Origin of the sequence: Bacillus sp. CBEL-1, from assembly GCF_004348885.1 — a bacterium.
Classification (GTDB): Bacteria; Bacillota; Bacilli; order Bacillales; family Bacillaceae_H; genus Priestia; species Priestia aryabhattai_A.
Window position 1 is genome coordinate 1,207,808 of sequence record NZ_SBIM01000013.1, and the last position, 25,178, is coordinate 1,232,985.

Sequence of the window (25,178 nt, forward strand, 5' to 3'; positions counted from 1 at the left end):
TTGAACATTTTACAGAAAAAGAAGCCACGAGGGAACTCCCTCAAGGCTTAATTGTCTCAAACATACAAGTAGATAATTCCACTTATAGTGAATAAAACGAATAGAATAAAAGAGTCAGTTCATGTCATTACTTATTCTATAAAATGAAACATCTTCTATTGTACCACGTAATCACTCATATATATATGACTTAATTACTCATGTATACTCGAATTGTTTCGCCTTCTTTCACCTTCGTTCCAGCCTCAGGTGATTGTTTAATGACCTCTTCCCCTGAACCACTCACATCTAATTTTAAATTAACTAACTGCTCTTGTAACTCTTTTTTTGATAACCCTACAAGATTTGGTACTTTTATCATTGGTGTATCTAACCATGTCAACTCTTTCTCAATTTGGCCAGTCCGAGGTTGTACACCTAATACTGGCAAGCTATCTTCCATAATCTTTCCTACAATTGGCGCAGCAACTACTCCACCGAATTGAGTAGTTCCTTTTGGATTATCTACCGCTACATATACCACTAGTTCAGGATCATCAGCGGGAGCAAATCCAATAAATGAAACAATATGATTATTCTCTAAATATTTCCCATCTTTTGCCTTTTGAGCTGTTCCAGTCTTACCACCAACTCTGTACCCTTCTACAAACGCGTTTTTACCCGACCCTTGAGCAACAACACTCTCAAGAGCAAAGCGAACTTGTTTTGATGTTTCTTCAGAAATAACTTTGCGCTTGGCTTCTGGTTCATTTTTCTGAACCACGTTTCCGGTTTTTGGATCAACCCATTCCTTAGCAATATAAGGCGTATACAAAGTTCCACCATTTACAGCCGCTGCTACGGCAGCAACTTGTTGGATGGGAGTGACAGCTACACCTTGACCAAAAGCAGTTGTGGCTTGTTCTACTGGACCAACACGGTCGAGCGGAAATAAAATACCTCTTGCTTCCCCCTGTAAGTCAATACCCGTTTTGTCACCAAAACCAAAGTTACGAATGTATTTGAAAAGCGTCTCTTTCCCTAAACGCTCTCCTAGTTCCACAAAACCTGGGTTACAAGAATTTTGTACAACCTCTAAGAAAGTTTGCTGTCCATGTCCTCCACGCTTCCAACATCTTAGTTTGGCACCGCCCACTTCTGCCGCTCCGTCATCGTAGAATTGGTCCTTTAATAAATCCACTTTCTTTTCCTCTAAAGAAGCTGCTAGTGTAATAATTTTAAACGTGGAACCAGGCTCATACGCACTCCATATAGGAAGGTTACGATTATACACATCTGGGTCAACTGTTTGGAAATCAGCAGGATCAAATGTCGGCCTACTTGACATTCCTAAGATTTCACCCGTTTTAGGATTCATTGCAATAGCAATCATCCCATCTGGGTTATACGTAGTTTGTGCATTATCGAGCTCGCGCTCAATAATTGTATTTACTCTAGAATCAATGGTTAGTCTTAAATCCAGCCCATCAACCGGCTCTGTATAATCATCTGCAATATTGGGCATTTTTTTCCCTTTTGCATCTGAATAGAGCTTAACTGAACCTTGCTCACCTTTTAATTCCTTATCATAGTAAAGTTCCAAGCCCATTAAACCTTGATTATCAACTCCCGCAAATCCTAACACATGAGAGAGATAACTACCAAATGGATAATGGCGCTTAGAGTCTTCTGCGATGTACACGCCTTTTAGGTTCAAGTTTCTCACTTCATTTGCTTTAGCATGTGAGATTTTACGACCTTCGGGGCGTAAATAGACGCTAGAAGCCGACTTTGTAATCTGCTCATATACTTTTTCTTTCGTTGTATTTAACACTTTTGCTAGCTGTTCAGCTGTGTTTGCCGGATCTTCAATTTGCCTTGGCATAATTAACACCGTGGGCGCACTTTTATTGGTTGCTAGTGGCACATCGTTCCGATCTAAAATCTTCCCTCTCTCTGGTTCAAAAGGGATATTTCTGCTCCAAAGCCCCTTAGCTTTTTCTGTCAACGTATCCCCCATAAAAAGCTGTACGTACCCAAGCCTTGTGTCAATAATTAAAAAGATTAAAAAACCTGCAATTAAAACTGCTGCTAATCGTTTGCGAACAGTTACTCCTGATACCCGCATATAGTAGAACCTCCTCTGAATCGGCTCGTTCCAATATATGCTTGTACACTCTTGGGTAGAACGTATTTCTAATCAGTTGGTTCAGCAGGTTTTTCGTCGGAATCTCCCTGACCTTCTTCACTTTGAACTTCTTCTTCTTTCAGTTTCTCTTTTGATTCTAAAGCCTCTGAAAGGGATTCAGGAGGTTCAAGCTCTACTACTAAATAGCTTCCTTCTTTAACAGCTTTACCAGGCTTAATGCTTTGAGTCACCACAAAACCACTGTCTAATGCACTAACTTTCACATTCATAAACTCAGTAAATCGTATCACATCGCGATGAGACCATCCTGTTATATCAGGCATCGTTGGTGTACCCGTTGTTTGTAAAAATACCTTTTCTCCACTAATAACGGTGTGATTAGCTTTAGGAAATTGGTCATTGATGCTTTTGCCTTCTCCAACAATGACAGGTGTTAGTCCTTTTGCTTCTAATTCTTTCGTGACGTCACTTATCGATTTACCTTCATAATTATCAAGTTTAATTTCAGACGATGTGCTTTTTTGCTTCTGTTTTTCTTCGTCCGTTTCGTTAGGTTTAATCCCCAATGCTTGTAAGCTATTTTTCATAACGGGATTAAAGATCATCGAAAGCGGAGCTGAACCTGACTCTTGAGGAGTTAATTTTGGATTTTGTACTGCTACATAAACTACTAGCTCTGGATCTTTCGCTGGTGCAAACCCCATAAATGAGAATAAGTTTTTACCATGTCCACGCAAATATCCTCCCCCATTCGGATTCGGTATTTGAGCTGTTCCTGTTTTACCGGCTACGTCGTAACCTTCAATAGCGTATGCTTTTCCAGTACCATCATCCTCAGACACAACACTTTCAAGAATGTCAAGTACTTCATCAGCCGTTTCTTTTGAAATAGGTTTTCCTACTACTTCTGGCTTCGTTTCTTTTTTCACTTTGTTCGTTGTACCGTCTACAACTTTTTCAATGACGTAAGGCTTCATCATCTTACCATCGTTTGCAATGGCAGTAGCAGCTTGAATTTGCTGAATCGGAGTGAATGCTGAACCTTGACCAAAAGCAGTCGTTACTCGGTCCCTTGGATATTTAGAAATCAGTTTGCTAGAAGCTTCGCCAGGCAAATCAATTCCTGTTTTTTTCATAAATCCGAAATCCTTTAAATAATTAAAGAGCGTTTCTGTGCCGAGCTTTTCATTCGCTAAAATCGCAATGGCAACGTTGGACGAACGACGAATACCTTCATTAAATGTAATTGGTCCCCAGCCGTTACCACCGTTATGGTCACGAATTGGCGCATCTTTTTCACTAACTTTGTAAGCTCCTGATTGATAGATATCCTCGCCATTATACACGCCTTCTTCAATCGCAGCAGCGAGCGTAAAGATTTTCATCGTAGAACCAAGCTCGAAGCTGTCTTCAATAATAGGGTTTCGATAATTCGTTATATCACGAACGTTTGGATTAAACGTTGGTCTCGTAGACATTGCTAGAATCTCGCCTGTTTTTGGGTTTGCAACCACAGCCATAATGTTATCCGGGTCGTATTCTTTTTGAGCATTTGTCAAAGCGTCTTCTACGAACGTTTGGATTTTTTCATCAAGGGTTAAGTAAATGTTGTCACCATTTTTAGGAGGAACGATAGACTCCTTGGGATCAGGAAGCTTAATTCCGTTTTGACCAGCTTGATAGAGTACTTTTCCATCCTCTTCTGTTAACTGCTTATCATAAACTTGCTCTATCCCCATTTTTCCAACGATTTTCCCTTCATCATTCTTTTGTGCGTAACCTAAAATGTGAGAAGCAAATACTCCGTTTGGATAAAAACGCTTCGCATCTCGCAAGAACGTAATACCAGGTAAATTCAGCTTTTCAATCTTTTGCTTAGTCGTATTATTGATATCCCGTCCCCCGGGGCCAAGCTCTACTTGAAACGAACCTTTTTTTACACCTTTATCTAACAAACTCTGTAACTCTTCCTCTTTCATATTAAGCAGCGGTGCTAATTCTTTTGCTGTTTTTTCCGTATCTACTACGTGCTTTGGCTTGTCTTTATCTTTTGTTTGGTCTGGGTCTAGGATTGCTACAACCGTATATGCTCCCGTATCGTGTGCAATAGCTTCCCCGTTGCGATCATAAATCGTTCCACGCTGTCCTTCAATGGTTGTTTCTCTCGTATATTTCTTTTGTGCGATTTCGGCTAAAGCTTGACCTTCAGCTTTCCCTGTGGCCTGTATATAAAAGAACCTTCCTGTTAATACAAAAAAGAGCAATGCAAATATTACAATCAATATTGCTGCTCCCGTACTAATATTGCTATTTTTCTTAGGCATTTTCATTGGTTCAATTTTCGACTACTTTAACGTTATTTTCGTTTAAACTTAGTCCTAGTTCTTTTGCTTTTGCCCAAATTCGCTCATACGCACTTAGCTCTGTTACCTGAAGCTTCAACTCATTGTTTTTTGTTTCTTGCTGTTGAATGTTTGATTCTAACGCCTGTACTTCCGCATTTGTACTGTAAAGCGTCGCTTGATTAGAAATCATTTGAACTGCACCAAACAGCATAAGTGCAAGTGTACCTGTATAAACAAACTTTTCACCGACTGAAATCTTTCGTTTCGACTTTTTTACAACTTTACGAACCGGCTGCTTTTGTTGTTCATGTTGCGTGTTTGGTTTAACTTGATACGCTACATTACTCAACACAATCCCCTCCTCTTTTTTCTTTGCCTGTTACGCTTACTTTAGTTTCTCAATAATTCTTAACTTTGCAGAACGAGCTCGCTTATTATCAACCACTTCTTCTTCAGAAGGCACAATTGGTTTGCGCGTAATTACCTTCATCTTTGGTTGAAATTCTTCTGGAATAACTGGTAATCCATGTGGAAGCTGCGGGCCTGTACTCGCATTTTTAAATGCTACTTTGCAAATCCGATCTTCTAGCGAGTGAAAAGTAATAACGCTTACTCGTCCACCAACGCTGATTACGTCCATTGCTTGTTCAACTGCATCCTCAAATACTTGAAGTTCATCGTTTACAGCAATACGAATTGCTTGGAACACGCGCTTTGCTGGATGCCCACCTGTTCTACGTGCAGCTGCGGGAATACCGTCTTTAATAATGTCAACAAGCTCCAGAGTTGTTTCAATTGCTTTTTGCTCACGATATGACTCAATTTTTCTAGCAATTTGCTTTGAGAATTTCTCTTCACCATATTGAAAGAAAATTTTCACAAGCTTTTCATACGGCCATTCATTGACAATATGATAAGCAGAAAGGCTTGAATTCGTATCCATTCTCATATCAAGAGGTGCATCATGGTGAAAGCTAAAGCCTCGTTCTGGGGTATCTAACTGCGGAGACGAAACACCTAAATCAAATAAAACCCCGTCTACTTCTGTGATTCCATGTTCTTCTAACTTTTCTTTTAAATAACGAAAATTACTTTTTATGAGCGTTACTCGATTTAGATAAGGGGCTAATTTATCCTTTGCATTTTCAATTGCAATGTCATCTTGATCAAATGCAATTAACCTACCTTCATCAGATAACTTTTTGACGATATATTCACTATGACCTGCTCCGCCAAGCGTGCAGTCTACATAAATTCCGTCAGGCTTAATATTTAAGCCTTCTGCTGCTTCTTTTAGCAAAACAGTTGTGTGATTAAACATGTTGACACCTACTTCTTTTTAAACTACTTAATTATGTATAAACACCTTAAAATAAAGGCAACTTTTATACATTTTCAATACCATTTCATTATATATCAAATTTCAACATTTTTTCAGCTATTTATACAAGAATTAAGTAGAATTTTGTCTTTCTGTTACAAAAGGTTTTATTTTGTTAAACATGAGACATATTCCTGACATAAAAAGTAAGGCGCCATGATGATTTTTAGTGTTTGTAAAAAAATAACTGTTAAGGATTTGTTTGGTTGCTTTGTGTATGTACACTGTTTCTCTTTTGCAAAAGAAAAATCCTGCTTTGCAGCAGGATTTTATTAGAGGTAACAAACCTTTAAGTGATGATTAAATTCGACTTCCTCATTGAGTAATTGTGACACGAACTGCATGCCATATTTATTTAAATAATACGCGACGTTCCAGATTCGCTCTTGAGGAGCTCCATTAGGACGAAGCGCACACTCAATTTTATTATATTTCGTATGCGTTACATCGTGCTTAACGAGCTGTTTAGATTCGACAATCTTTTGAACAGTCTCCATTTGCTTTTGAAGAATTGCTCGATTTTTCAATAGAACTTCTTCAAACGTTTTGTCTTCTTTTTGAACATTTTCACGAAGAGTTTTATGAATTTCTTCTATTTTTGCCTTCGCTTCATTAAAGTAGCCTTCATAAGGGTTACGAACTTCTGCATGTAACCATGCTTCTCGCTCTGTACTTACACCTTGTACAACTGCTTTTTCTGAATCAATATTTAGTTCTTCTAAATATTTTGCAATGTTGCGCTCGACTAACGTATAGGATAGGCGAGGAACAACTGGAGGCATAGTAAAATTAAAGATATTAAACGCTTGCTGTAATTCTGCCCAATACGCTACCTCACCAGGTCCAGCAACAAAAGCTAACGTTGGAAGCAAGTACTCTTGCATTAACGGACGTGTCACTACGTTATTACTTAGTAACTCTGGACGCTGTTTCGCGAGTTGAATCAAGTCTTCTTTTGAAAAGGATACTTCATTTTGTTTCCCTTTAAAATTCTGAGCTTCATCTCGTTCTAACAAGATACGATTTCCTTCATGAGAGTAGAAAAGATGTGCCGTTTCACTTCCCACATCAATTACCTTTTGATATTCTCCACTTAGCTTTTGCTGCTGAGAGATAACAGACTGAGATAAAGCTTCATTTTGTTCAATAAGCTGAATAAAGAAGGAAGATTCAATCTTACGTACTTCTTTTGAAGCGGCATCCATTAAAATTAAGCCATACTGTGTAAATAACTCTGTTGTTAAGTATGCAAAAAAATCAGTGAATGTATGAGAGTTCTGAAGGGCGTTTTTTAAGAAAGCCAACACTTCTTTTGTATGTTCTGTTTCACCAAACGATTGAAATAAACTATCAATCCACTCACTACAGGCTTCTTTATTAATTGTAACATGAGAAACCATGTCTTTTGTTTTAAGAGACTGCTTAAACGTTTTTTTCAGCATATGTCCTTTATCTTCTATATACACATGATTAATTTCAGCAAAATCATGGTCTTCTCCAGCAATCCAAAACACTGGTAATACAGGCACTCCCATCTCTTTTTCCTGCTGTTTTGCTAATAGGATAATTGAAATAATTTTATGAATGGTATATAAAGGTCCTGTCAAAAGCCCTGCTTGCTGACCTCCAACCACCACAACACTATCTCGATTACGAAGCTTTTCAATATTTTCTAACGTTTTATTTGACGCATTTAATTTCTTGTTAAATGCCATTAAGTATTCAACAAGCTCTTCTCTTGGATGAGTATAGCTTTTCAAATCTTGTAAGCGCTCTTTATAAACATCACTCTTATGTATATTGTAATCAAAGTATGACATAGCCTGGTTGCTACCCTGTATATATTCTTCTGTTAACTTGTTAGTTGCTGATAAAGAGACATCTGTAATCTCCATGAAAGAACTTCCTTTCTATAACTAATACTTGTTCAGTTTACCTAGCTTCATTATCCATATTGTTTCTCGACACGTCTAGTAACATGCTTCATAACTTTAATAATTCAAAGATTAGGCCACTAACAACTAATAACACATGCGAAAACAAAAAGAAAAAGAAGCTGATTCGAAACATTCCTTTTGTCATTCTTTTCAGCTGTAAGTCTTTCTTCACCTGCCAGTTTATAAGCATTACAATCATCGCCAAAACGAGCAGCACTAAAATAATCAACCACAAAAAAGACTGGTTAAAAATTTGCTTGGCAAAGTAGTGCGTGGATACAATGAAAAAAATCGTTGAGACATATGTAGAGATATGAACTGCTTTACGCCGATTTTTTATCACTTTTTTGAGCAGGGTGTATAATACAAAAAAACCTACTACTGGCAGCGTGATAAACGTAGCCAAGATGCTTGCAACTAAGCTCCCCATTCCCGATCACCTTCCTTCACTATCTTCCAACCCTAATATTCCATTATATACAAATTGGATAATAGGAGTATTAACCTGGCGCTGAGCCGCTTCTTCTAAAATATAACCTAATATGGATTCAACCTCTGTTTTTCTTTGCTGTTGAAGATCTTTCCTCATCGATGAATGATTTTGAGCCGTTTTTTCACAAACATCTACTACTCGATTCCAATAGGCTGTTGGTTCTTTTAATCGTAACACAGCATGCAGCTCATTAAAAACGGCTTTAGCTGTTTTATAAAAAAATGGGTTAGCTGTAATCTCACCATTTTTCACTCGATAAAGAGCTGTTAAAGGATTGATTACCGCGTTTACAATTAGCTTTTGAATAAGCATCTCATACCAATCATTCTCCCAAACAAATCCAAACTCAGTCGAATGAAACTGTTGAAAGGGAATTAGGTGGTCTCCTCTAAACAAAGCAACGCGCGTGATGCCAACCCCTGAATGGATAACAACATCATCTGCCTCTTTCATTGCACCATGTTCAACAACACCTAAGTATACATTATGCTGAGGAAGGTTCTGCGCCAAACCAAGATGACTCATTCCATTTTGAACAAATAATAGCGATGTATGCTTTGAAGCTTTCATTAAATAAGGAATAACCTCTTTAATACCATATTGTTTAACCGCTATAATAACAAGTTCATACTGTTCAAAGTTTTCATTAGATGTTAAAATCCGCGCATCTACCTTTACATTTTTCTCAGTCGCTTTATGCTTTAGTGTTACTCCATTCGTCCGTAATTGATTTCTCTGTTCTTTTCTTCTCGTATACAGAGTAACGTGAGCATGCTCAGCCAAGTATGAACTCATTAAAAGGCCGATTGCACCGCCTCCAATAACTGCTATCCTCATTAAAATTTCCTCATTCTATTAGTTTATTTTCTCGATATGCCTCTTTACATAAGTAGCACACGCTCTATTAGTTTAGCAAATATCTTTAACCATTAAAATAATATCTCTTTATAATAAAAAGCTAGGTAAGGAGCCCTTACCTAGCTTTTCTACACTCTCATTTCTTATAATTAAACTGGATATACAGGGTGTTTTCTTCGAACTTCAGCTATTGCTTTTGTTTCATAATAAGCAAATCGTTCAATTAAAGTTTGGCGAAGGTCGTTAGCTGGCACGATATCATCAATAATCATCTCAGAAGCTAGCGTATATAAATCGATATGCTCTTTATACTCTTGCTGCTTCTGCTTGATATACATCATTCGCTCTTTTGGATCGGTAATCTCATTAATTTTATTGGAATAAACAGCGTTAACCGCTGCTTCCGGACCCATTACGGCAATTTGTGCTGTAGGAAGGGCAATACAACAATCTGGTTCAAACGCTGGGCCTGCCATAGCATATAATCCAGCTCCATATGCTTTGCGTACCACTACAGAGATTTTTGGAACAGTCGCAGAACTCATTGCAGCAATCAATTTTGCACCATGACGAATAATCCCTGCTCTTTCCACTTTCGTTCCAATCATAAATCCTGGTACGTCAGCTAAGAATAAAAGTGGAATATGGAATGCATCACATAGCTGGATAAACTTCGCTCCTTTATCAGCGGAGTCAACAAACAATACGCCACCTTTTATCTTTGGTTGATTTGCGATAATGCCAACAACTTTCCCATCCATCCTTGCGAGCCCTGTAATAAGTTCGGGTGCAAATAATTTCTTAATTTCATAGAACGTTCCTTCATCAATCAACGTATCAATTGCCTCATACATATCAAACGGCACGTTTTGATTTTCAGGAATTAACTCTCCCAGTGTTTTAGACGTACTAACAGGCAACCTCCCTTCAAGCACAGCTGGCTTTTGGTGAAAGCTTTGAGGGAAATAGCTTAGGTACGATTTTGCTTTTGAAATTGCTTCTTCTTCCGAATAAACTAGAACGTCTCCACAACCGCTCACACTACAGTGCATGTGAGCACCACCCATCTCTTCTAACGTGACTTTTTCTCCAATAACCTTTTCAGCCATTCGTGGCGACCCTAAATACATCGAAGCGTTCCCATCTACCATAATAACAATGTCACAAAAAGCAGGGATGTAAGCCCCTCCTGCTGCAGAAGGACCAAATAATAAGCAGATTTGCGGAACTACTCCCGACATACGCACTTGGTTATGAAAGATTTTCCCCGCGCCTCGTCGGTTCGGGAACATGTCTAATTGATCCGTAATTCGGGCTCCTGCTGAATCAACTAAATAGAGCATTGGGACCTGCAACTTTTCAGCAGTTTCTTGAATACGAATAATCTTTTCAACTGTTCTTGCTCCCCAAGACCCCGCTTTAATTGTTGAATCATTCGCCATTACGCATACCGTTTGACCATTCACCTTGCCAATGGCTGTAACAACACCATCAGCTGGTAGGCCTTTCGCTTTATTATTAGCAAACATCGCGTCTTCTTTGTACTCACCTTCATCAAACAATAAAGCCAAACGATCTCGAACAAATAATTTATTTTGTTGCTTTAACTTTTCATGATATTTTTTGTCTCCACCTGCTCGAATTTCTTCACATTTATCTTCATAGCGCTTTTGTAAATCATTTGTATGTATCATACGCTCACTCCTTTTAAGAAATTGTTACTAATACATCGCCTTCATTTACAAAGTCACCTACACCAACTAAAATTGCATCAATTGTTCCTGCATAAGTGCTTTCAATTGGTATTTCCATTTTCATAGATTCAAGGATAATCAACACCTGACCTTGTGTCACAGAATCCCCTTCGGATACATGAATATTTAATACCATCCCCGCCATCGTTGCTGTCATTTCTTTCATTTTTAGTCCTCCTTTTTCACTTCAAAGCTTCTGTCAATACCGCTGTGTTGTATTTTCCAGCTACATATTGCTCTGCATTTAATAATTGTTTAAACAACGGTAAGTTTGTTTTAATTCCTTCAATTGATGCCTCCGTGAAATACGCTTTAGCAAGCTCAATTGCATTTTCTCTCGTACGACCCGTGACAACGACCTTTGCAATCATCGGATCATAAAAAGGTGTTACTTTGTCTCCGCTATCATACCCTGCATCCACTCGAACATAAGAACGCTCTGGAAGCAAAAACTGCGTGATTTGTCCAGGAGCAGGCAAAAACGTGACAGGGTCTTCTGCATATACTCTAAACTCTATCGCATGGTTGGCAAGCTGAACTTCTTCTTGTTGTAAGGGTAGCGCGTCCCCTCTAGCTACTAAGAGCTGCCACTTTACCAAGTCTAATCCCGTAACTTGCTCTGTAATTGGGTGTTCAACTTGAAGTCTAGTGTTCATCTCTAAAAAATAAAAATTTTCCTGCGCATCTACAATAAATTCAATAGTGCCAGCATTGTAATACTGAACTGCCTTAGCAGCGGCTACGGCCGTTTCATACATACGGTGTTTTGTATCAATAGATAGCGATGTTGCAGGCGCTTCTTCAATCACTTTTTGATTGCGGCGCTGTACGGAGCAATCTCGTTCAAAAAGGTGAACTGCATTCCCAAGCTGGTCTCCGAAAATTTGAACTTCTATATGCTTTGCATCTGTAATTAATTTTTCAATAAATACTTCTTCGTGACCAAAATATGCTTTAGCTCTCGCTTTTGTCGATGCATATGTTGTACGCAGTGACTTTTCATCATCACACCGAACCATTCCAATGCCTCCACCGCCACCGCTAGCTTTCAGCATAACCGGATAACCAATAGCTTGAGCTACTTTACACGCTTCTTCAATATCAGCTACAGCCCCTTCACTTCCAGGCACAACAGGAACTCCTGCTTCTTGCATAATTTTTCTCGCTCTCACTTTATCTCCCATATCTGCTATAACTTTTGGAGATGGTCCAATAAAAATAAACCCTTCTTCTTCCACACGCTTAGCAAATGTGCTATTTTCTGATAGAAATCCGTAGCCTGGATGAATTGCATCAACGTTTTCTTTATGAGCAATTTCTAACAAGCGCTCAATATTTAAATACGATTTTTGAACAGGAGGCTCTCCAATTTCATAAGCAACTGTAGCAGCTTTAACATAAGGTAGATTTTCATCGGCTGTAGAATGAACAGCAACAGTTTGTATATCCATCGTATGACAAGTTTTAATAATACGATGAGCAATCTCGCCTCGATTAGCGATTAAAACTTTTTTCATTATATTTCTTCTCCCTTCGCTGCAGTATAAAATATTCTCAAGTCTATTCAAAACCATGGTATGATGAGACTAAAAGAGAAAAAAATCTCCCAAAACGTATAATTCTACAATTTTCTTAAAATCCCTTTGTTTTTTTGCAAACGCTTACTTTTTTTATTCTCATCTATCTATCCTATATTTGAAAATTTGTTCATATGCTATACAAGCAGCTCATTTCTAAGGAGTGATTGATAATGTATGAAGTCCAGCAGTTGCGCATTAACTATAAAACACTTGAAGAATTTAAGCAGTTTAAGCAATATGGGCTCCAAGAATTGTCCATGTTAGAAGAATTAAATGCCCAAATATCTGAAAACGAGATTCATTCCCCGTTTTACGGTATTTATATTGGAAATCGTCTTGTAGCTCGAATGAGTTTGTACCAACAGTCTAAAAAGCATGATCACTACTTTAAGCCACACCAACCTTACCTTGAAGTATGGAAGCTTGAAGTGCTCCAAGAATTTCAATCAAAGGGACTGGGCACGAGTCTAATTGAATATGCTAAATCTTTTAAGTTGCCTATTAAAACAAATCCACGAGTTCATTCTAGTCATTTCTGGACAAAAATGGGCTTTACTCCTGCTTCTTATGATTTAGAGCGAGATTTAGGAGAAAATCCAATGCTTTGGAGTCCAGAAGATGTATCAACCTCAAACTAATAGATAATATAAAAAAGCCCTTGAATCTTCTTTATCTTTAAGCTACAGTGTGATAAAGAGTCAAGGGCTTTTATATAAATGAGGTACTAAGCTTTATTATTTATTTTCAACTCGTTCTAAATTACCGTTTTTCTCCATTTGAAATTTAACTTTTCTACTTTTTTCATCTTCTTTTAGAACAACCATCTTACGAGCCCGTTCCATGATTTCAATCAACGCTTTATAGTCTTCTTCCACCGTGTATAGATTGCCTTCTAACACTTTTTTCTCTTTTTCAAGAACCGTCACTTTTTGCTGTAACTGTTCAAGTTTATGCTGCAGCTCCTCATTTGCTTCCAGTAACCCACTCGACTGCTGCTGAATTTGTTCAATCGATTCTAAGTAACGAATAACCTCACTTAACGAAGTAATCGATTGACCATCTATATATGAGAAGCGCACGGGCTGTTCTTCATCTTTTGTGATCACGCGTGATTTTAACTGTTTTCGTTGAATTTTCGCTATGTCAATACCAGTTTTGTATTGTTTGCGCACAAAAGAATTCCAGCGAAAGCCACAAGCTGCTGATGTTCGCGAAAGTTTCTTTCCCACTTCTTCAAATGCAGCGAGTTGTGTGCCACCTTCACGTATATGACGCAATACAATTTCAGCTAGTAGTAAATCTTCATCTTGAGTCCATGCATCTTGACGAGAAGAAGTCATTTTTCTATCCCTCCTTATCCGTACTTATTAAATAAGTATGCAACTACTAGATAAGATAGACTATTGTTCAACTTCTCAAGGCAGAATTTCTTAACTTGCCTTTTTCAAGATACTTTATCCACATAATTAGCTTTATTAAGCCTTCTTTTGAAGTCGGTTATTTACCGCTTGCTTGTGTTCTTCACTTTCCCAGAGCAAACTACAATGGTTAACCTCTGCCTCCATTCGTTCCCATAAATCAACTTGGTTCCATTTTGCAATAGGCATTTGTTTGTATGCCGTCAGCACCGTACTAGGCTTTGTAATAATTGGTAACAACCATTCTTCACAGCGCATAGCGAGCTCTTGGTATGATGTTACGTAAGATAAAAAGCCAACCTGCTTGGCACGCTCCACGCTGTAGATTTGAGAGCTCGTTAGCATTTCCATTGCATCCGAGTAACGAAGTTTTTCGAATAAAATTGTGCCGCCCCCCCAGCCAGTTGTAATGCCTAAGTCCCCTTGTATAAACCCAAATTCGCTGTGAGCTGCGCTGATGCGAAAGTCACAAGCAATTGCAATTTCACATCCGCCCCCAACTGCTGTACCGTTTAATAAAGCTACTGTGGGTTTTGGTAATACAAGTAATTGATATAAAATTCTCCCCATTTTCTTTAGCATACTCTCGGCTTCTGCCGCTGTTTCTAGAGCATGAAAAGCTGAAATGTCCCCACCGCTACAAAAAGCTTGTGAACCTGCTCCGGTAATTACCAATGCTTTAATATGAGGATTCGCTTTCACTTCAGCTAAAGCCTCCTCTAAAGAATTCATCACGTCATAGTCCACAGCGTTTCGCTTCTCGGGGCGATTAATAACAAATGTGCTAATGCCGTTGTTATCTACAAAAAACTTTGTCTTTACCAATGTCTTTTTCCCCCTTTTTCATCTTTACTCAACTTTTTCATAAGTAAAGAATTCGAGAAGCGAAATATAAACTCCTGCATCTTCCTTCAGAAAAGCAGTTATTCCAATCCTTAAAGAACGTTTTAATGCAAAAATAAAAGACCCTTCAACAGGGTCTTTTATTTTTGCATTATTTGTTTACTACGTCATTTCCTTTGTAAGTACCACAAGCCTTACATACACGGTGTGATAGTTTCATTTCGCCACAATTTGAGCACTCTACCATACCAGGAACTTGTAGTTTAAAGTGCGTACGACGCGTTCTTTTCTTCATTTTAGATGTTCTTCTAAAAGGTACAGCCATTATTCCCACCTCCTTAAAAGAGTTTTTAATCATATGAAGGCCCGAAAGCCGGATCTTCGCGTTAGTTATTTTCTTTGTTTTTAAAGAAATTTTCTAATACAGCTAAACGTGGATCGACCTTTTCCTGTTGCTCTTCTTCCGTTACAACTTCCCAATCTTTTCCTGATTGAGGAGCAGCACCCTTTTGTTCTTGATTATCGCTAAAAACTTGAAGCGGAATTTCAACAATAATTAATTCCTTAATAAGTGGTAATAAATCCACTACTTCGCCTTCCACAATTCTCATTTCACCGTCATTTTCATAATCGGCATCGCTATTGAACAGATACGTTTCTGTTGCTTCAATAGAAAAAGGATACGGAACATCGACTAATGTACGAGCACAAGGCAATGTCATTTCTCCAGAAATTTTAAGATGGAATGTGACTTTTGAAGAACTGATATCAGCTCTTCCTTTCACATGAACATCTGACATGCGACGAATCTGTGGATCGGTATTAACAAAATCCTTACCGTCTACAATTTCATCAAAAGTTAATCCTTTATTTTGTAACTGGTACAACTGATGTATTGTCCATTTCATTGTTAATCACCTCAAGGCAACAAAGGTTATTATAGCTTTCACAAGATTATTTGTCAATATTTTTTCTTTACACTATAATGTACTTAAATTTATTTTTTTCTTTTCATAATCCTTACGCTAAAACTGCTCAATAGTACTTAAAAATTTAATAAAAGGAGACTCATTATGCAAGCTGTAGGAATTATAGTTGAATACAATCCTTTTCATAATGGCCATTACTATCATTTGCAAAAAGCAAAAGAGCAAACAAATGCTGATTGCGTCATCGCAGTGATGAGCGGTCACTTTTTACAGCGGGGTGAACCTGCTCTCGTATCAAAGTGGGCTCGTACGAAAATGGCTTTAAAAGCAGGTGCCGACCTTGTCATTGAACTACCTTATGCATTCTCCACTCAGCAAGCTGATACATTCGCAAACGGTGCTATAGCCATATTAGAACACCTTAAAGCTTCGTATGTATGCTTTGGCAGCGAACATGGAAACACGCAGTCTTTTCTTGAATTTAGCAAACTGTTAAGAGAGCATGAACATTCTATAGCAGAGCATACAAAAAACTACTTAAAGGATGGAAATAGCTATCCAAAAGCGCTTTCCCTTGCTATGAACAATATTACTAATGAACAAATTGGGCTAAATATGGACCAACCAAATAACATTTTAGGGTTAAGCTATGTAAAAGCTATTGAAAAACAGCATGCATCTATTAAACCACATACGATTACTCGAATTCAATCCCATTATCACGATAAAACGCTTTCTGAGACAGAAATTACAAGCGCAACAAGTATTCGTCATGCTTTATTCCAGGATATCATTGATGTTAAAGACTTATCACGCCATATGCCTACTCATGTTATTCAAGAGTTAAAAGATTATCAAACAAGAACTGGCTTTTTACATAACTGGGAGCTCTATTTTGCATTTTTAAAGTATCAGCTCATGACCCATTCACCTAAGTCTCTTCAATCCATCTACGAAATTGAAGAAGGCATTGAACATCGCTTATTGAACGCTATAAAAGATTCGCTATCCTTTGAAGATTTTCTAAGCAAAGTAAAGACCAAGCGCTATACTCGTACACGCCTTCAGCGGATGTGTGTTCATATTTTAACCAACACCCAAAAAAGCGACATGAACAAATCACCTTTAATCAATTACCTTCGATTGCTTGGTATGTCTCAAACGGGTAGACAATATATAAAGCACGTAAAAAAAGACATGTCTGTTCCTATTGTATCCACTGTGTCTCAATGTAAACACACAGACTTATTACTGGATATAAAAGCGACGAACATTTATAGTTCGCCTTTAAAAGAGCCCATACGCTCCCAATTTTTAAAACAGGAGTATACGCAGCCGCCTATCATGATTTAAAAAAAGCGAAGTGAGTTAGTATCGACTCACTTCGCTTTTTTAGTTTTATCTAACTTTTCTAGGTATTCGACCGCATCATTAAATGTATCAACCGGAACAATTTTCATATCAGTTTCAATTTTTTCTCCCGCTTGTAGCGCTTCCTTATAGTTCGAATTAGGCGCTCCTTGCTGGTTAGGAGCAAAGAAAACTTCGGCTCCTTCTTTATCCGCAGCCACAATCTTTTGAGAGATTCCTCCAATAGGACCTACAATACCTTTATCGTTGATTGTTCCTGTGCCTGCAATCTTATGCCCTTTTGTCATATCTTCTTTTATAAGTTGATTATAAATTTCAAGTGAAAACATAAGACCAGCAGAAGGGCCACCAATCTTTTCAGTATCAATTTCTACGTCTGGTTCTACGTCCACTTCTCGACTCGTTTCTAAAGAGATGCCTAACCCAAAGCGTGTTTGATCGTCTGGAAATGGGGATAGAGGAAGCTCTACTACTTGTTCTTCTTTATTTCGTAGGATAGTTACAGCGACCTTATCACCTTTTTTCTTCTTCGCTACGTATTCAATTAGTTGCTCTGCTGTCTCAATATTTTGACCATCTACCTCTTTCACGATATCGCCAACCTTAAGCTTGCCATAGGCCGGCATATCAGGTACTACTGTAACAATGTAAACACCTTTATTTTCAAACTTAATTTCTTTATTTGCTGCATTGTATGCAACAATAACCGCTGCATCTTTGGACGTATCCATCATATGTAATTGCCTTACCGTATAATCGCTATCACTCTCTCCTTGCTGCAAAATGTCTTCTTCAGGATACAAGTGATGAAAATCTTGAATGTGAGCCATAGCATATGATAAAGGCGTTGCTCTTCCCATCCGAACTGTGGTTAACATAAACGTTCCCTGCTCTTCATACCCCCCTTGCACATTAATAATAGGCTTTAGCTCCTGTGCTATGCCAGGCTTTGTAATATAATAAGGCAAGGGGTAAAAAAATAACATAGCAACTGTTACTACTAATGCTATGTAAGATAAAATTCTAACTCTCTTCTTCACCTTTACGATTCTCCTTCCACTTTTCGATAGCCTCTTGAATAGACGGTAACTGCTCGATTGCAGCTTGTTCACCAATTTCAATAATTTCTTTAATATTTGTAAACGCTCGAGAACTAAACCTTTCTACTTTAGGACGAAGCATTACATCAGAAGCAATTGCGCGATTCGTTACAAGCTCGTCTTGAAGAATATCTAGGCTCTGTAAAATAACGTCAAAAATCGATGTGATTTCTGCATTTCTTTTCACATGAGAGACATCGACTGCAAGCACAATATCTGCTCCCATTTCTCGTACAACGGATACCGGAATACGATCGATAACCCCTCCATCTACTAGCAAGCGTCCATTTACATTCTCCGGTGCAAAGATACCTGGAATAGAGATGCTCGCTCTTACAGCTTGTGCAACTGATCCCGTTTTAAAAATGACTTTTTCCCCAGCTTTTAAGTCCGTAGCTACAATAGCAACGGGAATATTTAAATCTTCAATCTTTTTATTCTTGGTTAGAGCTTTTACCAAAGATTTTATACGATTTCCCGCAATAAACCCCATTTTAGGGATTGTAAAATCTAAATAATATTTCCTTTTAAAAGTAAGTGCCATTTTATACAGTTGATTCATCTCAGTACCAGATGCATACATAGCCGCAACTAAAGCGCCCATGCTGCTACCCGCCAAATAGTGAATAGGGATATTGTTTTCCACCAGAACTTTAATAACCCCAAGATGAGCAAATCCTCTTGCTCCTCCTGACCCTAATGCTACTCCAATCGTTGGGCTTTTCATAGTTAGGCCCCCTTACTAATCACTCGTTTTATTCAGTATATACGTCTGTCGCTATAAAGTGAAACCTGAGCACATAAATAATCATTTTTATCTTTAGCTTAACCAAGAAAGTAGAGAAAGAAAACGTGTTCTAAACGATTAACTAGCATAAATTGGACTAACTAATTCGTATATTGATATATAGGACATGTACCTGCTGTATCGTATGCTGTTTAAAAGGAGAGGGAATCGAATTGAATAAATCCATGGTAAAAACGATTGTGTTAGGAGGAACTGCTTTAACGCTTACCTTTGCCTTACTCACTTATCCAAAAGAAGCACTGGAAGCTTCAGTCCGAGGATTAAATACATGGTGGAAGGTCGTATTTCCTTCATTGTTGCCTTTCTTCATTCTTTCCGAACTGTTAATAGGATTTGGAGTTGTTCGCTTTATTGGATCAATATTAGAACCTTTAATGCGCCCTTTGTTTCGAGTTCCAGGAGTCGGAGGGTTTGCGTTAGCAATGGGAATGGGTTCTGGATTCCCTTCTGGAGCAAAAATTACCGCTCGATTACGACAAGAAGAGCAGCTATCAAAAACAGAAGCTGAACGCCTTGTTTCTTTTACCAACTCCTCAAACCCTATTTTTATCTTCGGAGCGGTTGCGGTTGGCTTTTTTAGCAACGCAGCGGTAGGAGTAATCCTTGCTTTTGCACACTATCTCGGAAACATTTTAGTAGGACTTGTTATGCGATTTTACGGAAAAAAGACGGATACAACATACTCTGCTTCAGCGCAGCGTCCGTCCCTTATCCAAGCTTTCAAAGAAATGCACGAAGCCCGCATAAAAGATCAAAGGCCCATTGGTAAGCTTTTAGGTGATGCTGTTTTATCGTCAGTTCAATCTTTATTGATGATTGGTGGATTTATTATTTTATTTTCTGTTTTAAACAAGCTGCTGTTCGTCATGAACATTACAACGTTTATAAGCAGTGGCCTTTCATATTTATTTAGTTTACTGCAGCTTTCAACGGCACTAAGTCTTCCTTTTATATCAGGACTTTTTGAAATCACAATGGGCAGTCAATTGACTAGCCAAACAGCAGAATCTACCCTATTGCAACAGGTCATTGTTGTTAGCTTCATCCTGGGCTTTAGTGGTTTTTCTGTTCATGCTCAAGTTGCGAGTATTCTTGCTGATACAGATATTCGATTTTTCCCCTTTTTTTGTGCACGCCTGATGCACGGACTATTTGCTAGTATCCTTGCTATCCTAGCATGGAGACCTTTTGAGCAAAATATTTTATCTCAGGCTCAGTGGTCTCCACATGCTTTGCCTACTTTTTTACAGGACGGCACAACAAGCTGGAGTCAAGCTTACTTTGAATTTTGCACTCTATATGGACCAACGTTTACGATTTTATTATTATTTACTTATTCTTTGTTATATATGAAGCGTAACTTTCCACTAAAATAAACGACAAAAACGCCATCCATTCCTATAGCAAGCTAAAATAAACGTTTGCGTAAGGATGTAATGGCGTTCTATCATTTTGCTGAAAATTTCTTAGAAAGTGCTTCTTTTACAAGCGGAGGCACAAGCTCAGAAATATTGCCACCATATTTAGCGACTTCTTTTACAATGCTAGAACTTAAGAAAGAATATTGATTATTCGTCATCATAAACAACGTTTCAATCTCTTTATCCAACACACGGTTTACAGATGTTATCTGCATTTCATATTCAAAGTCCGATACTGCTCGTAAACCACGTAAGATGGTGCTAGCTTGCTTTTGTTTTGCATATTCCATCAGTAAGCCGCTATACGATTCTACTACTACATTTGGAATTGATTCTGTTACTTGCTTTAATAGTTCAATTCGCTCTTGTACTGTAAACAACGGGTTTTTGGATGAGTTGTTTAATACAACGACATATAACGTATCAAATACGTTTGAGCCTCGCTTAATAATGTCTAAATGACCGTTCGTTACAGGATCAAAGCTCCCTGGGCAAACTGCTATGCTCCCCATAAAAATCCCCTTTCTTTTATGTAAAACAATTGTTATACTTCTTCAGGCTGCTTGTATGTATAAATTGATACACCAATAATTCCATAGTTTTCACTTTTTATCTTTTCAAACTCATTAATTTCATCTGGAAGCACTACGTCGTTTGCATGTTCAGCAACAATTACACCTGAAGCTTGCAACAGTTTATGCTCGCTAATTGTTTCGATAAGCGCTTTCAACTTTTGTGCCTTATACGGAGGATCCAGTAAAATTAAGTCAAACTGTATCTCTCGCTTAATGATAGCTTTTAGCGCTCTTTCAGAGTCGTTGCGATACACTTCTGCTTGTTCTTGTAAACTACATGTTTCCAAATTACTTTTTATCGTTTGAATGGCTTTACCGTCTCGATCCACAAAAATCGCTCGATCTATCCCTCTGCTTAGCGCTTCAATGCCTAAGCCTCCACTGCCTCCAAATAAGTCAAGAGCTATTCCACCTTCAAAGAAAGGGCCAATCATATTAAAAATAGCTTCTTTTACTTTATCTGTTGTAGGGCGCGTGGAATTACCTGGGACTGCTTTTAGTGAATGTCCTTTACAGCTTCCAGCTACTACTCTCATGTCTATCACTACCTTACTTTTACTTGCTTATTCTTCATTATCCTAACACAAAATTAACTATAAAAACTAGCGGAAATAAACTTTTTCCATTTTTATGGCATAAAGTGACGTCAACAACGAAAAGAATAGAAGTTTCACTCTGATTATGTATAAAACAAGAATTAGAGGACATACTACTTACCAACAACATCATCGAACCGATGTTGTTGCCAACCGCGGAGAAGACTTACGTTTCCCCATAAGTTCTTCCTCCGGTTTCTCCTCTCCCTTTTATTTTCTCACTCGAAGGGTGCATGAAAATAACCCTATGACCCTAGTGGTTATGGGGGTTTTTTTAGTTTAAAAGCAGCTTATTGTTCACTTTTATAGACATGGTTGCCTAAACATAAAAAAATACCGTGGGCAGATACCACGGCAATATTTTCATCTTATTTAACACGAATTTCTCTCAGTATATCGGCCGACTTGTTGAATAATTCTTGTTCATTATCATTCAATTTTAACTCAATCACTTCTTTTACACCTTCACGGGTAACGACAGCTGGAACACTCATATAGATATCCTCTTGACCATATTCCCCATTGAGTAAACAAGACACCGGTAATATCGAGTGCTCATTATTCAGAATAGCTTTTGTAATTCTTGTTAAGCACATGCCAATTCCAAAGTTTGTAACCCCTTTGCGGTTAATAATCTCATAAGCAGCATCTCGAACTGACCCAAAGATTTTAGTGAGATTTTCTTTATCTTTCTCGTTGTTTCTTCTTTCAAGTAAGTTGTCAAATGATTCAACTCCAACGGATGCTTGACTAAATACGGGTAGTTCACTGTCACCATGTTCTCCCACAATAACAGCATGTACATTGTGAGGATCCACTTCAAAGTATTCTCCTAAAAGAACTCTGAAGCGAGCTGAATCTAACGTAGTTCCTGAACCGATAACTCGGCTTGCTGGAAGCCCGCTTTCTTTATATGCAACATAACTCAATACATCTACCGGATTAGAAGCAAGCACAATAATCCCATCAAACCCACTTTTTTTAATATTTTGAATAATGGATTGCATAATACGAGTGTTACGTTCTACTAATTGAAGTCTTGTTTCACCTGGCTTCTGATTAGCTCCTGCTGTAATTACAACAATACGAGCATCTTTGCAGTCTGAGTAATCTCCTGCGTATACTCTCATATTTGTACTAGCAAAAGCCATACCATGAACCAAGTCCATTGCTTCACCTTCTGCCTTTTCTTTATTAGCATCAATTAATACAAGTTCTGTAACAAAGCCTTGATTGACTAAGCTATAAGCATAAGCTGTACCAACTGAACCACAACCAACTAAAACAATTTTCCTCATGCTCTCACCATCCTTAATAAATAATCAAGTTTATAATTCCCACAAAAGCAAGGAATATCAAACTTATTTTAATAGTATATTTGAATATTTCACTTTCACGACCTACCAGGCCAACTGCAGCGGCTGCTACCGCTATAGATTGAGGGCTTAACATTTTTGCCATATCCCCTCCAACAATATTACTCGCTACCATACCAGCAGGGCTTAAACCGACTTGCTCTGCTGTAATAACTTGTAGTGGTGCAAAGAGTGATCCGCTATTAACAACCGATCCTGTTAAAAATACACCTATCCATCCTAATACCGGACTAAATAGCGGAAATAAACCACCGGTAGAAGCAAAAGCAAGTCCTAATGTAGAACTCATTCCTGAATAGTTACAAATGTAAGCAAATGCTAGAACTGCACAGATAGTAGCAATTGGAATAACTAGTTCTTTAACCGTTTCTTTTAGAGCCTGCTTTATAATTGAACGTTTAACTTTAAATATAAGGATTGTAAGGAGGGAAGCATAAACAATTGCACTTGTTGTTGATGATAACAAATCAAGAGTAAACACCGCTCCAAACGGTGTAACATCTGATACAACTGGCGGAACTTTATTAATTAAGCCATTGAGGGTTGGAATAGGAAAATTCATAATTAGGCTTTCAAATTTTAACTTAGAAAATACAATTACAAGTAAGGTTAAGAAGATAAATGGGCTCCAAGCTCTAATAAGCGTTCCAACACTTTCCTGTTGTTTTGGCCTTAAATATATATACAGAACAATCAGCGTAATAGAAGCAGATAAAATGTCAACTAACGGTGCTCCAATAGTGTTAAGTGTCGCCCATAGGACTGCTGTAAATGTGACAGCAGCCACTAAAATTGTCTTAAATGTTTCCTTAATACCTCTTATACCATCAACTAAAAACACAAGCAGAAAAGGTAGAACAAACGTAACAAAGGGAATAATATAAGTTGTTCTCATCGCAACATCTAAGGGATCAAGCCCAGTAAGCTGAGCAGGGGTTGTAACTGGAATACCCATAGCACCGAACGAACCACCAGCAATATTAGCAACTAAACAAATACCAGCAGCTTTAACGGGCTCAAAACCTAAACCAACTAAAATGATAGCAGTAATGGCAACTGGTGCTCCAAATCCTGCTGCCCCTTCTAAGAAAGCACCAAAACAATAAGCAACGATAATTACTTGAATGCGTTTATCCGGAGACATGGAAGTAATACTCTTTTTAATAATGTCAAATTTACCTGTTTTAACAGTCAATTTATAAAGAAAGATTGCAGCCAGCACAATAGAAGCAACTGGATATAAACCTGCTAGCACCCCATAAATACCCGTCCATACTGTTTTTGAAATAGGCATTCCGTAAAAAACAATCGCTATAAGTCCGGCAATAATTGCACTAATTAAACCAGCAATGTGTCCTTTAATTTTCAAAACAGTTAATAAAATGATGAACAACAAAATAGGTATAGTTGCAACTAAGGCAGATAACCAAATGTTATTAAACGGATCATAAACTTGATTCCACATAAGCAATACCTCTTTTCCATTTATTTACACATAATTTTAGGTTCGACAGCTAACCACTCGATACAATTATATTGTCCTAAAAGTGAAGACTTTTATGTGTGAGATAAAAAATATACAGGAAAAGAAAACGATAACTCACGTTAAAATGACTATTTTATACAAGCCAAGCTCTACTTCTAATACAATAGGTGTGCAAGTAATAGTATGTCTTATATTACTCACCGCTCTTTATCTTTCTATATTTTTCGACGTCTCATTCTCTTAGGAAGGATATTACTATAAGGTAGAGACAAGGGATTTTTCTATTTACTCTCAAAAAATTCAATGTTACATTAAACTTGACTGTAAATAAAACTAAAGGAGATTAAGGATGATTCAACGTTTTATTGAGCTTGGACAAGGTTACTCAGATATCTATGAACTATTCGAAATTGCAAAGCACAATACGCATCGCCTACAGCACTTAATCATGTTGCGCACCGTGATTGAAAATCAGCCAAAAGCATCGTTCATTGTTGCACTGAATCCAACAACTGAAGGAAATTTCCAACCTCTTTACGTATGTCGAGAAGGAATTAGCCTATCAGAAACGAAAGCAAGTAAACGCGTCGAGCTGTTTGAACAATTAGCTAATTCCCTAGATAAAAGCATAATCGTATTAGACGTTAAACCTTCCACAATGTTTTCAGAAACAGAGCTTTATTACCAACATTTAATTGGCATTTTGCGTATGAACAGATATATTTCACCTTTGCAATAGACATACATAAAAAAAGGAATGTTTCAAAGAAACATTCCTT

At 37.8% G+C, this 25,178-nt stretch carries 24 protein-coding genes; 4 read left to right on the forward strand and 20 right to left on the reverse strand.

The features are described from left to right. Positions 1 to 190 precede the first annotated feature (190 nt). The 10 genes from EPL02_RS16065 to EPL02_RS16110 form a co-directional block, all read right to left on the reverse strand. A complete protein-coding gene (locus EPL02_RS16065) occupies positions 191 to 2,107 on the reverse strand; it encodes a stage V sporulation protein D (protein ID WP_094910612.1) in 1,917 nt (638 codons plus the stop codon). A 68-nt stretch (positions 2,108 to 2,175) separates the two neighbouring features. Then, a complete protein-coding gene (locus tag EPL02_RS16070; RefSeq protein ID WP_094910613.1) occupies positions 2,176 to 4,458 on the reverse strand; it encodes a penicillin-binding protein in 2,283 nt (760 codons plus the stop codon). Between the two features lie 4 nt (positions 4,459 to 4,462). Beyond that, complete coding sequence (ftsL, locus tag EPL02_RS16075; RefSeq protein WP_094910614.1) at positions 4,463 to 4,822, reverse strand: cell division protein FtsL; 360 nt, start codon at positions 4,820 to 4,822, stop codon at positions 4,463 to 4,465. Between the two features lie 36 nt (positions 4,823 to 4,858). Further along, positions 4,859 to 5,794, reverse strand: a complete 936-nt coding sequence (rsmH, locus tag EPL02_RS16080) for a 16S rRNA (cytosine(1402)-N(4))-methyltransferase RsmH (RefSeq protein ID WP_094910615.1) — start codon at positions 5,792 to 5,794, stop codon at positions 4,859 to 4,861. A gap of 332 nt (positions 5,795 to 6,126) precedes the next feature. Beyond that, on the reverse strand, positions 6,127 to 7,749 hold the full coding sequence (gene bshC, locus EPL02_RS16085) for a bacillithiol biosynthesis cysteine-adding enzyme BshC (protein ID WP_131888226.1): 1,623 nt from the start codon (positions 7,747 to 7,749) through the stop codon (positions 6,127 to 6,129). Positions 7,750 to 7,837: 88 nt separating this feature from the next. Then, complete coding sequence (locus tag EPL02_RS16090; RefSeq protein WP_094910616.1) at positions 7,838 to 8,221, reverse strand: DUF3397 domain-containing protein; 384 nt, start codon at positions 8,219 to 8,221, stop codon at positions 7,838 to 7,840. A 6-nt stretch (positions 8,222 to 8,227) separates the two neighbouring features. Further along, a complete protein-coding gene (locus tag EPL02_RS16095) occupies positions 8,228 to 9,121 on the reverse strand; it encodes a 2-dehydropantoate 2-reductase (protein WP_094910617.1) in 894 nt (297 codons plus the stop codon). A gap of 170 nt (positions 9,122 to 9,291) precedes the next feature. Beyond that, positions 9,292 to 10,836: an acyl-CoA carboxylase subunit beta gene (locus EPL02_RS16100; RefSeq protein ID WP_094910618.1), complete on the reverse strand. Its 1,545-nt coding sequence runs from the start codon at positions 10,834 to 10,836 to the stop codon at positions 9,292 to 9,294. Between the two features lie 13 nt (positions 10,837 to 10,849). Continuing rightward, positions 10,850 to 11,062, reverse strand: a complete 213-nt coding sequence (locus tag EPL02_RS16105) for a biotin/lipoyl-containing protein (protein ID WP_094910619.1) — start codon at positions 11,060 to 11,062, stop codon at positions 10,850 to 10,852. A 16-nt stretch (positions 11,063 to 11,078) separates the two neighbouring features. After that, the gene (locus EPL02_RS16110; protein WP_094910620.1) at positions 11,079 to 12,413 is read right to left on the reverse strand and encodes an acetyl-CoA carboxylase biotin carboxylase subunit; all 1,335 of its coding nucleotides are present in this window, start codon (positions 12,411 to 12,413) and stop codon (positions 11,079 to 11,081) included. 230 nt (positions 12,414 to 12,643) lie between these two features. On the opposite strand from EPL02_RS16110, the gene EPL02_RS16115 reads away from it, so the two are divergent. Further along, on the forward strand, positions 12,644 to 13,114 hold the full coding sequence (locus EPL02_RS16115) for an N-acetyltransferase (RefSeq protein WP_094910905.1): 471 nt from the start codon (positions 12,644 to 12,646) through the stop codon (positions 13,112 to 13,114). Positions 13,115 to 13,210: 96 nt separating this feature from the next. Here EPL02_RS16115 and EPL02_RS16120 read toward each other — a convergent pair whose 3' ends face one another. The 4 genes from EPL02_RS16120 to EPL02_RS16135 all read right to left on the reverse strand — a co-directional run bounded on the left by EPL02_RS16120 (position 13,211) and on the right by EPL02_RS16135 (position 15,645). Then, complete coding sequence (locus EPL02_RS16120) at positions 13,211 to 13,816, reverse strand: RsfA family transcriptional regulator (protein WP_094910621.1); 606 nt, start codon at positions 13,814 to 13,816, stop codon at positions 13,211 to 13,213. Between the two features lie 135 nt (positions 13,817 to 13,951). Beyond that, positions 13,952 to 14,719 carry an enoyl-CoA hydratase/isomerase family protein gene (locus EPL02_RS16125; protein WP_131888227.1) on the reverse strand — a complete coding sequence of 256 codons (768 nt, stop codon included), beginning with the start codon at positions 14,717 to 14,719 and terminating at the stop codon, positions 13,952 to 13,954. 169 nt (positions 14,720 to 14,888) lie between these two features. Then, positions 14,889 to 15,062, reverse strand: coding sequence for a 50S ribosomal protein L32 (gene rpmF / locus EPL02_RS16130; RefSeq protein WP_025908823.1), 174 nt, complete (start codon positions 15,060 to 15,062; stop codon positions 14,889 to 14,891). A gap of 61 nt (positions 15,063 to 15,123) precedes the next feature. Further along, positions 15,124 to 15,645, reverse strand: coding sequence for a YceD family protein (locus tag EPL02_RS16135; RefSeq protein WP_094910623.1), 522 nt, complete (start codon positions 15,643 to 15,645; stop codon positions 15,124 to 15,126). 165 nt (positions 15,646 to 15,810) lie between these two features. Between EPL02_RS16135 and EPL02_RS16140 the strand changes: the two genes are divergently transcribed. After that, the gene (locus tag EPL02_RS16140; RefSeq protein ID WP_131888228.1) at positions 15,811 to 17,019 is read left to right on the forward strand and encodes a nucleotidyltransferase; all 1,209 of its coding nucleotides are present in this window, start codon (positions 15,811 to 15,813) and stop codon (positions 17,017 to 17,019) included. A gap of 26 nt (positions 17,020 to 17,045) precedes the next feature. Here the strand turns inward: EPL02_RS16140 and EPL02_RS16145 are convergent, their stop codons facing one another. Together EPL02_RS16145 and EPL02_RS16150 are read right to left on the reverse strand one after the other, a co-directional pair. Beyond that, on the reverse strand, positions 17,046 to 18,077 hold the full coding sequence (locus EPL02_RS16145) for a SepM family pheromone-processing serine protease (protein WP_286175474.1): 1,032 nt from the start codon (positions 18,075 to 18,077) through the stop codon (positions 17,046 to 17,048). Then, positions 18,061 to 18,864: a patatin-like phospholipase family protein gene (locus EPL02_RS16150; protein WP_078989330.1), complete on the reverse strand. Its 804-nt coding sequence runs from the start codon at positions 18,862 to 18,864 to the stop codon at positions 18,061 to 18,063. The genes EPL02_RS16145 and EPL02_RS16150 overlap by 17 nt, the downstream gene beginning before the upstream one ends. A gap of 233 nt (positions 18,865 to 19,097) precedes the next feature. Between EPL02_RS16150 and ylbJ the strand changes: the two genes are divergently transcribed. After that, on the forward strand, positions 19,098 to 20,321 hold the full coding sequence (ylbJ, locus tag EPL02_RS16155) for a sporulation integral membrane protein YlbJ (protein ID WP_131888229.1): 1,224 nt from the start codon (positions 19,098 to 19,100) through the stop codon (positions 20,319 to 20,321). A 71-nt stretch (positions 20,322 to 20,392) separates the two neighbouring features. On the opposite strand, the gene coaD is transcribed toward ylbJ, so the two are convergent. The 4 genes from coaD to EPL02_RS16175 form a co-directional block, all read right to left on the reverse strand. Continuing rightward, positions 20,393 to 20,878: a pantetheine-phosphate adenylyltransferase gene (gene coaD, locus EPL02_RS16160; protein ID WP_078989328.1), complete on the reverse strand. Its 486-nt coding sequence runs from the start codon at positions 20,876 to 20,878 to the stop codon at positions 20,393 to 20,395. A gap of 32 nt (positions 20,879 to 20,910) precedes the next feature. Next, positions 20,911 to 21,477 (reverse strand): 16S rRNA (guanine(966)-N(2))-methyltransferase RsmD, encoded by a 567-nt coding sequence (rsmD, locus tag EPL02_RS16165; protein ID WP_094910626.1) that lies wholly within the window; start codon positions 21,475 to 21,477, stop codon positions 20,911 to 20,913. 428 nt (positions 21,478 to 21,905) lie between these two features. Further along, positions 21,906 to 22,853 carry an L-lactate dehydrogenase gene (locus EPL02_RS16170; protein WP_094910627.1) on the reverse strand — a complete coding sequence of 316 codons (948 nt, stop codon included), beginning with the start codon at positions 22,851 to 22,853 and terminating at the stop codon, positions 21,906 to 21,908. Continuing rightward, positions 22,849 to 24,384 (reverse strand): L-lactate permease, encoded by a 1,536-nt coding sequence (locus EPL02_RS16175; RefSeq protein WP_131888230.1) that lies wholly within the window; start codon positions 24,382 to 24,384, stop codon positions 22,849 to 22,851. Before EPL02_RS16175 ends, EPL02_RS16170 begins: the two co-directional genes overlap by 5 nt. A 364-nt stretch (positions 24,385 to 24,748) precedes the next feature. Between EPL02_RS16175 and EPL02_RS16180 the strand changes: the two genes are divergently transcribed. Further along, the gene (locus tag EPL02_RS16180) at positions 24,749 to 25,138 is read left to right on the forward strand and encodes a DUF7147 family protein (RefSeq protein WP_061784789.1); all 390 of its coding nucleotides are present in this window, start codon (positions 24,749 to 24,751) and stop codon (positions 25,136 to 25,138) included. Positions 25,139 to 25,178: the final 40 nt, after the last annotated feature.